Source organism: Psychrobacter sp. H29 (assembly GCF_059073055.1).
In genome coordinates this window covers 2,457,681-2,472,030 of the sequence record NZ_JCACRY010000001.1, presented here as the reverse complement: position 1 = coordinate 2,472,030, position 14,350 = coordinate 2,457,681, and the positions used below count along the sequence as shown (strand labels likewise).

General features: G+C 44.4%; 14 protein-coding genes. 5 read left to right on the top strand and 9 right to left on the bottom strand.

Going from position 1 to position 14,350, the window contains the following annotated elements; all coding sequences use genetic code 11:
• The first annotated feature begins 49 nt into the window (after window positions 1–49).
• A complete protein-coding gene (gene guaA, locus AC5JP1_RS10055) occupies window positions 50–1,660 on the top strand; it encodes a glutamine-hydrolyzing GMP synthase (protein WP_493844014.1) in 1,611 nt (536 codons plus the stop codon).
• Window positions 1,661–1,872: 212 nt separating this feature from the next.
• On the opposite strand, the gene AC5JP1_RS10050 is transcribed toward guaA, so the two are convergent.
• The 4 genes from AC5JP1_RS10050 to AC5JP1_RS10035 all read right to left on the bottom strand — a co-directional run bounded on the left by AC5JP1_RS10050 (window position 1,873) and on the right by AC5JP1_RS10035 (window position 5,668).
• Entirely contained in the window at window positions 1,873–2,721 is an 849-nt protein-coding gene (locus tag AC5JP1_RS10050; protein ID WP_493844013.1) for an HNH endonuclease, read from the bottom strand.
• A gap of 198 nt (window positions 2,722–2,919) precedes the next feature.
• Window positions 2,920–3,924 carry an oxidoreductase gene (locus AC5JP1_RS10045; protein ID WP_493844012.1) on the bottom strand — a complete coding sequence of 335 codons (1,005 nt, stop codon included), beginning with the start codon at window positions 3,922–3,924 and terminating at the stop codon, window positions 2,920–2,922.
• 194 nt (window positions 3,925–4,118) lie between these two features.
• Complete coding sequence (locus AC5JP1_RS10040; protein ID WP_493844011.1) at window positions 4,119–5,096, bottom strand: zinc-binding dehydrogenase; 978 nt, start codon at window positions 5,094–5,096, stop codon at window positions 4,119–4,121.
• A 317-nt stretch (window positions 5,097–5,413) separates the two neighbouring features.
• Window positions 5,414–5,668, bottom strand: coding sequence for a DUF2798 domain-containing protein (locus AC5JP1_RS10035; protein ID WP_493844010.1), 255 nt, complete (start codon window positions 5,666–5,668; stop codon window positions 5,414–5,416).
• 310 nt (window positions 5,669–5,978) lie between these two features.
• On the opposite strand from AC5JP1_RS10035, the gene AC5JP1_RS10030 reads away from it, so the two are divergent.
• Both AC5JP1_RS10030 and AC5JP1_RS10025 read left to right on the top strand, forming a co-directional pair.
• The gene (locus AC5JP1_RS10030; RefSeq protein ID WP_493844009.1) at window positions 5,979–6,701 is read left to right on the top strand and encodes an aspartate/glutamate racemase family protein; all 723 of its coding nucleotides are present in this window, start codon (window positions 5,979–5,981) and stop codon (window positions 6,699–6,701) included.
• Between the two features lie 86 nt (window positions 6,702–6,787).
• On the top strand, window positions 6,788–7,735 hold the full coding sequence (locus AC5JP1_RS10025; protein WP_493844008.1) for an alpha/beta fold hydrolase: 948 nt from the start codon (window positions 6,788–6,790) through the stop codon (window positions 7,733–7,735).
• Window positions 7,736–7,737: 2 nt separating this feature from the next.
• On the opposite strand, the gene AC5JP1_RS10020 is transcribed toward AC5JP1_RS10025, so the two are convergent.
• Window positions 7,738–8,781 carry an NAD(P)H-dependent flavin oxidoreductase gene (locus AC5JP1_RS10020; protein WP_493844007.1) on the bottom strand — a complete coding sequence of 348 codons (1,044 nt, stop codon included), beginning with the start codon at window positions 8,779–8,781 and terminating at the stop codon, window positions 7,738–7,740.
• A gap of 192 nt (window positions 8,782–8,973) precedes the next feature.
• Here AC5JP1_RS10020 and AC5JP1_RS10015 point away from each other — a divergent pair, with 192 nt between their 5' ends.
• Window positions 8,974–9,882, top strand: coding sequence for an abortive infection family protein (locus AC5JP1_RS10015; RefSeq protein WP_493844006.1), 909 nt, complete (start codon window positions 8,974–8,976; stop codon window positions 9,880–9,882).
• Between the two features lie 121 nt (window positions 9,883–10,003).
• Here the strand turns inward: AC5JP1_RS10015 and AC5JP1_RS10010 are convergent, their stop codons facing one another.
• The 4 genes from AC5JP1_RS10010 to AC5JP1_RS09995 form a co-directional block, all read right to left on the bottom strand.
• The gene (locus AC5JP1_RS10010) at window positions 10,004–10,381 is read right to left on the bottom strand and encodes a DsrE family protein (protein ID WP_493844005.1); all 378 of its coding nucleotides are present in this window, start codon (window positions 10,379–10,381) and stop codon (window positions 10,004–10,006) included.
• A 252-nt stretch (window positions 10,382–10,633) separates the two neighbouring features.
• On the bottom strand, window positions 10,634–11,176 hold the full coding sequence (locus AC5JP1_RS10005) for an acyl-CoA thioesterase (protein ID WP_319050790.1): 543 nt from the start codon (window positions 11,174–11,176) through the stop codon (window positions 10,634–10,636).
• 50 nt (window positions 11,177–11,226) lie between these two features.
• Entirely contained in the window at window positions 11,227–12,324 is a 1,098-nt protein-coding gene (locus AC5JP1_RS10000) for a YheT family hydrolase (protein ID WP_493844004.1), read from the bottom strand.
• A 238-nt stretch (window positions 12,325–12,562) separates the two neighbouring features.
• Window positions 12,563–13,165, bottom strand: coding sequence for a YigZ family protein (locus tag AC5JP1_RS09995; RefSeq protein WP_493844003.1), 603 nt, complete (start codon window positions 13,163–13,165; stop codon window positions 12,563–12,565).
• Window positions 13,166–13,361: 196 nt separating this feature from the next.
• On the opposite strand from AC5JP1_RS09995, the gene AC5JP1_RS09990 reads away from it, so the two are divergent.
• A complete protein-coding gene (locus tag AC5JP1_RS09990) occupies window positions 13,362–14,066 on the top strand; it encodes a pseudouridine synthase (protein WP_493844002.1) in 705 nt (234 codons plus the stop codon).
• Window positions 14,067–14,350: the final 284 nt, after the last annotated feature.

Sequence of the window (14,350 nt, the reverse complement as noted above, 5' to 3'; positions counted from 1 at the left end):
AAACTTGTTAAAATAGGGCACCAATTTATCTATTGATGGACATCGATTTATGACCACTGCCGCTGCCACTCCTACAATCAAAGAAGATCGCATCTTAATCCTCGATTTTGGCTCGCAATACAGTCAGTTAATCGCCCGCCGTGTGCGCGATTCTGGGGTGTTTTGTGAGATGTTCCCTTATGACATCGATACTCAGCGCATCATCGATTTTGGTGCAAAAGGCGTCATCTTATCGGGTGGTCCTGAGAGCGTTCATGCTGAAAACAGCCCACGTATCAACGATGCAGTGTTTGAGCTAGGCGTGCCTGTATTAGGTATCTGCTACGGTATGCAGGCGATGGCAGATCGTTTCGGCGGGCAGGTTCATGCTAGTGATATTCATGAGTTTGGAGCCGCGACCATTGATGTCACTGGTCATTCACAGCTCACTGACGGTATCGAAGACAGCAAGACTGACGGCGCGGCTGCTAAGCTAAACGTTTGGATGAGTCATGGCGATAAAGTCATCAAAGCGCCTGAAGGCTTCGATATCGTTGCTAGCACACCAAGCTGCCCGATTGCGATTATGGCCAATGATGACAAGCAATACTACGGTCTACAGTTCCACCCAGAAGTGACACATACCTTACAAGGTCAAGAGTTGCTGGGTCGTTTCGTCCATCAAATCTGCGAATGCGCTGGTGAGTGGACGCCAGACAATATCGCTGATATGCGTATCGCACAGCTAAAAGAACAAATCGGTGACAAGCAGGTATTGCTAGGTCTATCGGGCGGTGTCGATAGTTCAGTCGTAGCCGCACTATTGCACAAAGCAATTGGTGATCAGCTAACCTGTGTATTCGTTGATAACGGTCTATTGCGTCTGCACGAAGGCGACCAAGTGATGCAAATCTTTGCCGAAAACATGGGTGTAAAAGTCATCCGCGTCGATGCCGAAGATTTGTTCTTAGATGCGCTAGCAGGCGAGTCTGATCCAGAGAAAAAACGCAAAATCATCGGAAAGACGTTCATTGACGTATTCGCTGATAGCGCGCGTCAAGTGAGTGAGCAAAGCGATGGTAAAGTCGTTGAGTTCTTGGCACAGGGTACGATTTACCCAGACGTTATCGAATCTGCTAAGTCGCATCAAGGCAAAGCGCATGTGATTAAGAGCCACCATAACGTAGGCGGTTTGCCAGATGATTTGGCATTTAAACTGATTGAGCCATTACGTGATTTGTTCAAAGACGAAGTGCGCAAGCTTGGTATTACCTTGGGTTTACCAGCCAAAATGATCTATCGTCATCCGTTCCCAGGTCCAGGTTTGGGCGTGCGTATCCTTGGTGAAGTTAAGAAAGAATACGCCGACGTGCTGCGTTTGGCTGATGCTATCTTTATGCAAGAGCTTGAGCGTTCAGGCTGGTATGACAAGACGGCACAAGCATTTGCGGTATTCCAACCAATCAAATCTGTCGGCGTGGTCGGCGATGGCCGCCGCTATGCGTGGGTCATCGCGCTACGTGCTGTTGAGACGGTAGACTTTATGACGGCTCGCTTTGCCCATCTGCCGTATGATTTGATCGAGACGGTATCGAACCGCATCATGAATGAAATCGCTGACGTATCACGCGTGACTTATGATGTGTCGAGCAAGCCACCTGCAACGATTGAGTGGGAGTAGTCCGTTTAAGTATTCTAAACAGTAACGGTGTTAACCGAGCGCAGATGTACAAACACGTACTATCTGCGCTCGGTTGCCTTGTTACCATATTAGACTACGTAAACTTATCTAAATAGCTTTTCAAAGTAGCTTTTTTGAATTGATATACAGCTTGTCGTAAATAAAAAAGCACTCAACTTAGTTGGGTGCTTTTTTTGGTTGTTACAAGTACCTTATTGGTTTAGACGAGCTTCGATAGCAATAACTGTATCTATTAATCTACTGTTAAACTCTAAATGATCTAGAGAGTAGTGAGCTTTTCGATGACATATAGGACACAACGCGATAACGTTTTGAGGTAAGTCTGCCCCACCGTCTGCCAACCTAGTTAAGTGATGGACTTCAAGGTAAGGTCCAGACTTAGTTTCAAATGGAGCTATCTCGTTACACCCTTCGCATATGCCGTTAGCTCTTTTCTTAGCATAAAGCTTAATTGCTCTACTACGGTTTTGGATAGACTGAATTTTTTCTTGTGTACTTCCTTGGATTGGTGTTGAACTTAAAGCAATCTCTCGTAGTTTTTGTAATGACTGGCCTTTGCTAGGCTTAGTAACGTACATCGCTTTAGGTGATTCAACTATTTTGGAATTTAGAGTGTGAGCTGCATCAATATTTCGATTGTTAACTATATCTAGATGGAAAATGATAGCCTCACGAAGATTACCATTTCTATCTGGTCGCTCTTCAATATGATGAAAAACATAATTGCATGTTCCTAAAAGCCGTACATAACCTCGTGATGTAGATTCAAAGAGTAAGATTTCTTTATTGTTTTTTTGATGATCGCGAATAGCTAAATTACCTTTAGACATTTTCATGTCACCCTCTTGTCCTTCACCTGTGTATTTAAAGGTACCATTAGGATCGAAATCGTCAATATATCCATACTCGCTACCAGAATCACCTGTAAATATAAATATATATGGATGAGCGGCAGGAGTCGCTATACCACCATATTGTTGGCCCTTATATTTACCGTGTATATCAGCACGCCTATTATAAATTTCTCCTATCTCAAACAATTTAACTTCCTTATTACTAATACTCTATGAAGATATTATAGTAAACTTAAGTTTGTTAAAGTCAATTCATGTTTTTCGACTTTTTATCCTAAGTCTCAATATGAACGAATTTTCCATTGTATATATGCCAAAAAAAGCGGTGCTCTTTTAGATAAAGAGCACCGCTACTATTTATAAAATTCAATCTTAAGGTGAATCCTAACCCTTCACATTTACCACATAACGCCCAACCACTTTACTCGACATAAAGCGATCTAGATATTCTGGCGTTTGCTCTAGCGTAATCTCTTCGCCATAGCTCTCTAGATTAGGCAATTTCATATCAGTGGCGACACGCTGCCAAATCGCTTCTTTATCAGCCAATGGAATATAAACCGAGTCGATACCCAGTAGTGATACCGCACGAGTGATAAATGGCATGACCGTCATGGAGAACTCAGCACCGCCTGCTAGGCCACAATTAGTCACTGCGCCGCCCGCTTTGGTTTGCTTGAGCAAGTTAGATAGATACTCACCGCCGAGGGTATCGATAGCGTTTGCCCATAGCTCACGGCCGACAGGTTTTTTACCGATTTCATTAATGGTATCGCGATGACGGACTTCGCTTGCACCCACTTCTTTTAGATACTCGCTTTGCTCTGGCTTACCTGAGAATGCAATCACCTCATAGCCGAGCTGCTTTAAGATAGCGATACTGATCGTACCGACGCCGCCCGTTGCGCCAGTTACAGCGACTGGACCATCACTTGGTTTGGCACCCATTTTCTCTAGCTTCTGGACACTTAGCGCTGCGGTTAGACCGCCCGTACCATAGGTCATCGCTTCTTTTAGTGTCAGCGTCTCTGGGCATGCCAGCGCCCACTCTGCTGGTATAGAGATCATTTGACCCAGACCACCATCGGTATCCATACCGAGATCATAGCCGAATACCAATACTTCTTGCCCTGCGCTAAACGTGCCTGACTTATCACTGACGACCACGCCCGCTGCATCGATACCAGGGGTATGTGGATATTCTCTGGTGATTCGCTTGTTGCCTGACGCTGACATTGCATCTTTGAAGTTCAATGACGAGTAGTGTACTTCGATGAGTAGGTCGTTCTCTGGTAGGTCGCTGACACTACGCTCTTGGATACTTTTTTTGAATTCACCGTCGCTGGTTTCTTCGACGACGAGTGCTTTGAATGTTGTGTTGTTTGACATAGTTATATCCTTATTCGGTTTTATTATGGGTACTTATTGATGATGTAGCGACTATACTAGCGCCGCACTATGGTTAGAGACGTCTGGCCAAAGCAAAAGAGCCCGCGGTATTATCTGACGAGTAATACGAGCGGGCTCTTTTGGATGTCATGTTACCTCTCTAGAGGACAGTCATTGTAAGGGTAGTATATTGCTTACGGCTTTAGGATGACTTTGCCTTTTTTGTTTGATTGCACTTTTCCAGAGACGGCAGTTGTGATGTCGTCCAGACTATAAATGGCTTCGATAGGGAGTTTTAGGTCGCCATTAGAAGCGCGCTCTAGTAGCTCATCGATCAGACGCTGTTTGTTATCTAGATCCATTTCTTGACTGGTTTTGCTGCCCCAAAATCCTTTTACCACCGCTTGTTTAAAGATGAGGTTACCAGCATCTAGTGCCATTGGCTTGCCTGACATGATACCAAATGAGACCAGCGTGCCTTTGCTACCCAGTAGCGATAGCAGCTCATTGCTTGACTCACCGCCGACCGAGTCAACGGCTGCGGTAATCTTGTCATCACCGATTATAGCGCGGACTTGGTCTTTCCAGTCGTCATCAGCTGTAACGACGTTGTTTTTGATATCAAGTGCAGTCAGCTCTTCGAGTGAGTCTTTGCTACGCACCAGATTGATAGTATTGACACCGCGTGCGGCAGCGAGCATCGCTAGCGTCTTACCGACTGCGCCATTTGCAGCGTTATGGATGATCCACTGACCGCTATCGACTTCTAAGAACTCAAGTAGCATCAAGGCAGACAATGGCATAGCGATCAGCTGGGCTGCTAGCTCGTCTTTGATACTATCAGGGATGACAAATACCATATCGGCAGGGGCGACAAAATACTCGGCCCATGTCTCATGCACACTAGCGCACGCTACTCGCTGACCGACACTGAGTTCTGTCACATCATCGCCAACAGCGTCAATAATACCAAGCGCCTCGCTACCGCCGATGGCTGGCATCTCAGGCTTATAGCCGTATTGACCGCTGACGGTTAGCAGGTCATGGTTGTGAATAGGGGAGAGAATGGTTTTGATGCGGACTTCGTTGGCAGCAGGCTGCGGCATGGGACTATCGCCCACGCTTAAGACGTCAGAGGGTTTACCAAAACTGTTATGAATAGCACTACGCATGATGATTTCCTTTGTCTATTTTTGATGATTGTCTTTTAGTTATTCGATGTTTTAATTGCTCGACTTTTTAGTTGGTCGATTGTTTTTCTGTGGTGATTGCTCTGTTATAAAAATCATGTCGATTCTGTTATAAAAAGCATATCGAGCCAATCACAGTAGCAATTTTACCAGACGGTTATCAGTACTTTTTTGGTTAAGTAACGTTGTTGCTTGCTCCGTTTGCAGTTGCAAAACCGCGTCATCGCGATAGACATCAATAAAATAAATCGATAAAAATCATGCAGTGTTCTAACTCATGCATTGCCCAATATTATGGTCTAGTAAAATTCGATTTTGCTCAAGACATGCTCTTGTATCATATAGGCACAGATATACGCGCTCGGCCACGCAAAGATAAAAGCCAGTCCCCAAGAGTGCATCAATTCTGCAAAAAAGCCATCAACGTAGCCTACTTTTACCAATAATAGCGCTGACGAGATAATAAGCGACATCATCATCGCCATCAGACCTGTAAAGATAAGGCGATAGAGTTTGCGGCGGAGGCGTATTCTGATAGTGGGGAAGTTTGTCATAGTGTTCGGTGTCCTACAGGATAATAGCAAATAGCGACGCTCAGCCTATGATGCTGGCGTATGGTATACATATAATTGTGCGGTAATTACCAAGCGTAGCTGACAGGATGGTTGGCTACGAGCGCACATGATACGCCTCAACAATGAATAGGTAAAATCGTTATTATTAATGATGGTAATCGTTGTATATTGATAACAATAGTTTTGTCTTGAGCAAAATAGTGTTTGTACACACGCGCATACTATAAATAGCCAATGTCGCTACGATCATTGACTATGAGCCAGATGATGAAATACCTAGGAGGGTGACATGGCAGATCAACAACAGCGAGACTTTGAGCAACGAACATTGGGCATCATTGGCGGTATGAGCTGGGAGAGCACAGAGAGCTATTATCGTCTGATTAATGAAGGCATTAAACATCAGCTTGGTGGACTACATTCAGCAGACTTGATGATCCATAGTGTAGATTTTGCGGTGATCAATGAGCTACAAGAGCAAGGCCAATGGGATGAGCTGGGCGCTATAATGGCTAGCAGTGCTCAGCGTTTGCAAGCAGCTGGCGTGCAAGGAATCATGATCGCCTCCAACACGATGCATAAATTGTTCGATAACGTAGCAGCCGTCATAGCGCTGCCGTTGATTCATATCGCTGATGCGACTGTAGATGCTATCAAAAAGCAGAACATAACCACAGTAGCGCTACTCGGCACGCAATTTACGATGACTCAGGATTTTTATAAGCAGCGTCTGATCGATGCAGGCTTGCAAGTGCTGATACCAGAGGAGGATGCGAGAGTAGAGGTACACCGTATTATCAAAAAAGAGCTGTGCATTGGTGAGTTTAAAGACAGCTCAAAAGCGTATTATCGCCAAGTGATTAAAGACTTGGCTGCGCAAGGAGCAGAGGGTGTGATATTAGGCTGTACTGAGATTGGTCTACTTATCAAAGAGACCGATAGCCCAGTTCCTGTATTTGACACTACTGCTATCCATGCTGCAGCTGCGGTAGAGTTTCTGCTAAATAAATAAAGGCAGTGGAAAAGGCTAGAGCACAAAAGGGTGGCATAAGTAGGTGTTGTGCGACTCATTTACCGATAACTAATAAGGATGTTTTGATGTCATTGATGCGTATATGTTTTCCTCTTTTCTTGGCTTTGTCTGTTGCCAGTTGTACAACGCCTAATAGTTTCACCGTTGCCACAACCCAAAAAATCATCCAGCACGAGCGCAATAAGTCTGATCTGACCACTAAGGTGTTTACACTGGCCTCAGGTGAGCAGTTGACGTATGCCGAAAACAACAATACCGCTGCTGAGCCTTTATTATTGATTCATGGCTTTGGTAGTAACAAAGACAGCTTTACGCGTGTTGCAAGCGAGCTTGGAGACTATCATCTTATTATTCCAGATCTACTAGGATTTGGTGATTCAAGCAAGCCCGATAGCGCAGACTATCGCGCAGATGCACAGGCGCAGCGCTTACATGAGCTGATGCAAGCGAAGGGCACCGCTGCCAACCTTCATCTGGGTGGTAACTCTATGGGTGGTGCTATCAGTGTGGCATATGCAGCAAAGTATCCAAATGATATCAAAAGTCTTTGGCTCATCGACAGTGCAGGATTTTGGTCAGCAGGTGTCCCAAAATCACTGGAAAATGCCACGCTTGAGAACAACCCACTATTGATTAATAAGACAGAAGATTTCTACAAGCTGTATGAGTTTGTCATGTATAAACCACCTTATCTGCCCAAAACAGTGCAAGCAGTCTTTGCCCAAGAGCGTATTGAAAATAAAGCGCTACACGCCAACATTCTTGAGCAAATCGTGGTAGACAATGTCGAGGAACGCGCCGCAGTCATCGCAAACTATAATATCCCAACGCTAGTCGTTTGGGGCGAAGAAGACCGAGTCATCAAGCCTGAGACGACGGAGTTGATCAAAGAAATCATTCCGCAGGCGCAAATTATTGTGATGCCCGAAGTCGGTCATGTGCCGATGGTCGAGGCGGTAGATCAGACGGCTGAGGATTACAAAGGGTTTCGAGAGGGGCTTAAAAGTGAGTAACTCTATAGCTGTTTTACCAACCGATCAAGCAGATCAAGCGTGCTTTCTTGTTTGACTAAAGCTACCCCTTGTCCTGCCCATAATGATAGATGTTCTGCATCAAGATTATGAGTAGCATGCGCGCGCATAGACTTAGTCATAGCATTGAGTTGCGGGTAGGGTGGTAGCACATCCGTGTTCTCAAACTGAGCAAAATCACGTAGATAATCGTTTAATAAACCACGAGCGAGCTGACCTGAAAACAAACGAGTTAAGCGTGTCTCACTACTGCGTAACCCTTGACTGGCATCGAGTAAGGCTTGTTTATAGGTATCATTAATACCGCATTGATCTGTGGTCAAAAACGCTGTTCCCAGTTGCGCAAGCTCAGCACCAGCGGCTTGTACTGCCTTGATATCTTGTGCTGTCATGATGCCGCCTGCTGCAATTAGTGGAATCTCTATGCGTGCGCGCGTTTGGCTAATCAAGGTTAGCAACCCCAAAGGATCGGTTTCGCTTTGTGGCAACCAGCCACCGCGATGACCGCCAGCTTCCGCCCCTTGTACACAGACCGCATCAGCACCAATCTCGCTCCAGGCTTTGGCCTCTAATGGATGATTGGCGGTACCGACGACGCGTGTACCAACACTTTGTATATGCTGAACCTGCTCTGCGCTGATAATACCAAAGGTAAAACTGGCGACAGGCACAGGGTTGTCATAGAGCACTTGTAGCTGATCTGCGAAATTCTGAGCGGGGTGTTCAGGTAACTCGGCGACTATGCCATTCTCTTGATAATACTGACTCAGCCAAGCAGGTATAGCGGTATCAAAGGTACCCGACTCGTGCTCAGAGAGTACCATCAGATTAATCATAAAAGGACGGTCGGTCATGGTCTTAATCGTGTTGATTTGACTATCCAAAACATCTGGTGCAGTCATGCCTGATCCCAATGAGCCCAACCCACCAAAGTTACTTACCGTCGCTGCCAGTTCAGGTGTGGTTGCGCCTGCCATTGGTGCTTGGACGATAGGGTAGGTTAAGTTTAGAGTATTAAGTAAGCTCATGACGAGTTTCCTGTTCATTAGGATATTGGCATGGCTTACTGTAGCAGAGGTACGCGGTATACGTGTTGGATAGTGTTTATTTAGTTGCTAAATAGGCGAGGAGGGTTTTGACTACAAAACTGTAGTTGAAGCTTGTTAATACATATACTTGAGATTACTAAACACCTAGTCAAAGAAAGTTGGAAATAAATAATGAATAAAATATCTTCAATTACTCGACGCGATATATTTGATTCTATTCAGATAGGAAGTATCGATTGGGCTGGAAGGTTAGATGAAACCACATTTTTATCCAGACTTTATAATTTAGAAAGCCTCTCTTCAACTGATAGTAGGTATCCAAATGCTAAAGGTGACATTTGGCAGCATAGATTTAATAACCACGATTGGGATGACGACTGGGTTTTTTATGATAGTAGGTTCAATTTGCTAGATTGCAACGATAATATTTTTCTGGATTTCTTGTGTCATATGATACATCCAGTAGTAAGAACAGATAGAGAAGAAGTAAAAATGATTCTTGATATCTTCAATAAAATTCTAAGTCATGACGATTTTGAAATTGTCGAAGCAGTTCGTATTTTTAATAGACCAACTTTTAGTGGAAGAAAAAAATTTACTGGAAAAGCTTCTATAGAAAAAAAAGGTAATGAGATTAGAATCATTTTTAACGCTGATTACGTTTCTCAGCAAATTAACTTAATGGAATCATCAATTGAGACTTCACCTTATCAAGCGATAGGAGTAGCGAAAGAGTTGATTGAAACTGCTTGTAAATCAATCTTTAAAAGTAGACAAGAAGAATATAATAAAAACTGGGATTTATCTAAATTAATGAGAGAAACTACTAAACTGCTCAAAATTACGCCTGATGATATATCTAACGAAGCGAAAGCGGCAAGGTCAATAAGACAGATTCTAGGTAGCTTATCTGCTGTTGTCCAAGGCATTGCAGAAGTTAGAAATGAATATGGTAGTGGTCATGGCAAAGATAGTGATTTCAAAGGTCTGCAACCTAGGCACGCTAAGTTAGCAGTTGGAGCATCATCTACTTTGGCTATATACTTACTGGAGACTCATGAAATGAGAAAAGATGATTAAAATTTATCTTTTGAAGGAGTTTTACTAACTTAGAAAGTAAAAGAGCCAATCATCCAAGCCAACAAAAAGATGACTAAGAAAACTGACCCATTCTTATAATCTTACTTTTTAACTTTAGCTATTAGTTCAACTGCAACGACCCTTTCGCATTCATCAGCAGTTCAACCACATCATCACCGCTAATCACCTCAAAGCGTTTATCGATCTCAGATTCCTCGACTCCGCCATGTTTCATGCAGGCACCGCAGACCAGTACTTGTCCGCCTTTTTCGATAAAGGCTTCTAACAACTCGCCAGCGGGCTCAAACGGATCGCCAATATCGACACCGTCTAGCGCGTTCGGTTTTGCCAGATGTACCGCATCTACCATGAGTATGACGGTAGCAGAGTGGCCTTTTTTGAGTGCCACGCCAGCCATAGTAAAGGCTAGGGTGATCTTACTTGGGTTTGTCTCGCTATTATCAAATAACGTACCGACAAAATCCGTCATGTTAGCCATATTGTTCTCCTTATAGGACTATTTTTAGGTGAGTCAAATATAATACTCACTAGTATCCTAACATTTATTATATGTATTTATATAATGACTTGTTATGGAATAGTAGTCATAAGGTGACTTGTTTGTGACGTGACTTTGACTTGCTTAAGGCGTCCTTTTTTCATAGCTTTGACGTGCTTTTAATCAATGTCCAGCAGTGTCATTTTTAGCTAAGTGGTCTATTCACTATTATAGCTATTACCAATTTGTCTATTATTCCGTTGGTGGCCATGGACGATCAGCATCGCTCTTAATCCATTCAGCCACGTAACCCGTTGGCGGTAGATCCCAATCAGACTGCCCCAATGCTGCCAGTACCTGTGCCGTGTCGATTACTCTGCCACCTTTGGTCACCCCCGTACGCAGTAATCCAGACGAGCAAGGCTTGCCCTTGACCCACATCGATTGCTCGATATAGAGCCAGCGCGCATCGATACCGACGATTTTGGTCTTTAGCGTGACTTTGTCAAAGGCGCGAATACGCTTACGGTATTGGATAGTACTGCCAGCGATGACCAAACCCCAACGCTGTTTTAATAGCTGGTTGCCAAGACCCGTCCGTACCGCAAAGTCCATACGCCCCAAGTCATATAGCGTAAATACGCGGCCGTTATTCATCTCCAAAAAGTTATCGATATCGGATAAGCGGCAGCGAAACTGAATCTCACTGGTGTCTTTGAACGTCAACGTATCGCCTCGTTTTGCTTTTATGGCAGCATGAGCGATGGTGGCGGCATAGCGGATAAATGGATACATAGAACACTCTCAAAAGTTTGTAAACGTTGGCGTTATTATTTTTTCATTGATTATTGGTTGTCAGAGACCGCATCTTGAGAAGGCTCGCTAATAGAAGCCAAACCAATCCAATTAAAATAAGCACTAACCGTTTCAGGTATCCAGTTAATATCGAATGTTGAAGTCTTAGACTTTTTATCATTGGTGACAGACGATTTGCTTTTGGTCTGACCACTGTCTGAGCGATAACGCAGATAACCGATATGTCCACCGTGTTCCGTATCCAATATAGTGACGCTATCAGAGACATCGTTTGGCGTCGCGGTAAAGCCAATGAAAGGATCGTCCTTTGCACTAATTAATAGTAGAGGTTTGGTGACGTTGATCAAGTAAGGCAGAGCAGAAGAAGAGTGATAATAGTGATTGTTGGAGCGGTAGCCATGACGGGGCGCGGTAAAGATATCATCGAAGTCGCTGATACGATTGACGGCTTTGATAGCATCAATTTCTTCTGTGGTGATGTCGTTCGCCAACGCTTTTTTAATAATTGGATTAAGCAGATAAGGCGTATAGATACGATGACTCAAAAAGCTGTGCATAGTAATGGCAGCCGATGACATATCGACGGGAGCAGAGATGACCGCCGCGCCTTTGCAAATGGCTTCGTCACCATACTCGCCCATGTATTTCGCTAGTGCATTACCACCAAGTGACACGCCAGCCGCATAGATATTGGCATACTGCGCACGTAAGTTCTGTAGCGCGTGATGCACCTCATTGGTATCACCGGCATTATAAAAAACTCGGCCATTAGCTGGAATACCGCCACAACTACGAAAGTGCACCACTACAAAATGCCAGCCTTGCGCGTGCATCTGGTAAGCCAATGCGCGAGCATAGTGACTGTCACTGCTGCCCTCCATGCCGTGGAATAGGACAATCAACGGTGTTTGCTCAAGTGATCCATCAGTCGATGGATTTATAGGATGCGCATCATAAAAGTCGTAAGCAATATCGGTTTCACTTAAGGAGTCTTGCATCACCACGCGGCGATACGTTGGTGCTTTGGGCGCAAAAAACTTGGGCAAGATGCTCTGCAAATGAGGATTGGTCAGCCAAAATGGCGGTTTAAAGGGTGCTGGAGAAAAAGGTGTGGTCGAGGTGGACATATAAGGGTCTTATTTAATGAGGGTTAAAAAGTAGTGTTTTTATCATAACGCTAGTACCTACGAAAACCAATGATTTTCAGTGAACGCATGCTTACTGAAAAACAGCTACTGAAAGTAGTTGTTCCAAAGCATTTTTTAAAAGCAGCTATGCAATACAGAGACTGAAAGCAGCAGTTGAAAAAAGCGACTAACAATAAAGCTGTCTAAACTAACGGACGAGAGCAGTTAATCCGATCTTTTAATTTTTTGGCTGATCCAATACTCGACCATCCATTGCCAGACGCTCTTTTAAATTCTCAATATCTGCTTCAGCAAGGGTTGCGCTCAAAGTGACTTGTTTGCTGTACGCAACATCATCGATATGCCCACCAAGACTCTCTATGATATAGCGGCACTGTGCTTCAGTCGCAAACGTTGCCAGTACCTGCACTTGTGCCATCGGTACATAAGGGCTCAATATCATCTCGTCGACTGCTGCTTGTGCCGCGCTTGCATAAGCACGAGTAAGGCCGCCAGCACCTAATTTGATACCGCCAAAATAACGCACCACGATGATAATCACGTTGCCGATGGACTTGTGTTGTAGAACATTTAATATCGGCCTGCCAGCCGTACCGCTTGGTTCACCATCATCATCGAACCCTGCACTGGTGGTGTTGTCAGGGTCACCAACGATATATGCCCAGCAAAAATGACGGGCATCAGGGTACTGCTCGCATAGTTGTTCCACGTGAAACATAGCTTGCTCGCGGGAGCTTACAGGATAGGCATAAGCAATAAACTCGGACTTTTTGATTTCTAGGCGCGCGGTAACCGCACGTTTTAGCGTTTGATAGCTCATATTTCATCAGGCTTAGGTTGGATATGTTAAACTGGTCTGACTTTCACTGGCTTTTATATTAGGCGCAGTGTTCATTCAATTTTTCATTATAGTACCATTTCTAACCATCGAAGATAACGAGGCGCTCACGGCTGAGAGCTGGTATCGTTAGTTTCTGATTTAGGGCTGGTATCATAAAACCGATGGTAGTCATAGTATGCGTTTAGATAAATTTATTAGTAAAGCCACCGAGCTGTCGCGCAAAGAATCAAAAAAAATCATGCACGCCGGCGAAATCACCGTAAACGATCAAGTGGTCAAAGACCCTGGTCTACATGTCGATATCGTTAATGACGATGTAATGTGGGCAGGCGAGCCACTGTCAGTGGCTACTGGCAATCGCTATATTTTGTTGTATAAGCCTGAGGGCTTTGAATGTACATTAAAAGCCAAAGAGTATCCAATCGTCACCGAGCTGATTGCGGTACCAGAGTTGGGTAGCTTGCGTATTGCGGGACGTCTCGACGTCGATACCACCGGCGCACTGCTCATGAGTGATGATGGTGGCTGGCTACACCGCGTCACTAGCCCCAAGCACGAGCATGCCAAGGTGTACGAGCTAACCTTGGCAGATGCGATGGATAGCGATTCACAAGAGAAAGCTGTGAAAAAAGTCGCCGAAGGGATTCTATTAGAAGGGGATTATGAGCCAACCAAGCCTGCTGTTCTAGAATTCATTGATGAGACTCATGCACGCCTGACACTAGAGCAGGGCAAGTATCATCAGGTCAAACGCATGATGGGCTATTTTGGCAATAGAGTCACTGAATTGCACCGCGCTAGTATCGGTCATATCAATTTAGACGGCCTAGAAAAAGGCGATAGCCGCTTCTTAACACCAGAAGAAGTTGCCAAGTTCTAGTTATAGACTGGATTTACTCTTCGCACTATCATTTTTAGACCATTGTTGTACAACTCATGAGCAGCCGCGACACCGTGTGCTGCTTTTTGCTGTCCGCTGTTTTTGTTCACCGTTTTCATCCACGGTGCTTGTGTTGCCTATCTCTTAAGATTAGGTAGCAGTTTTGCGATTTGGGCCATTTATCACTTTGCAAAACCAACCTATGTGCTACAGTTATTTTTATCTATAACATGACTTGTCTATTATCACTTGCCGAGTCTGATTTGCTCAGTATGCCTGAGTCG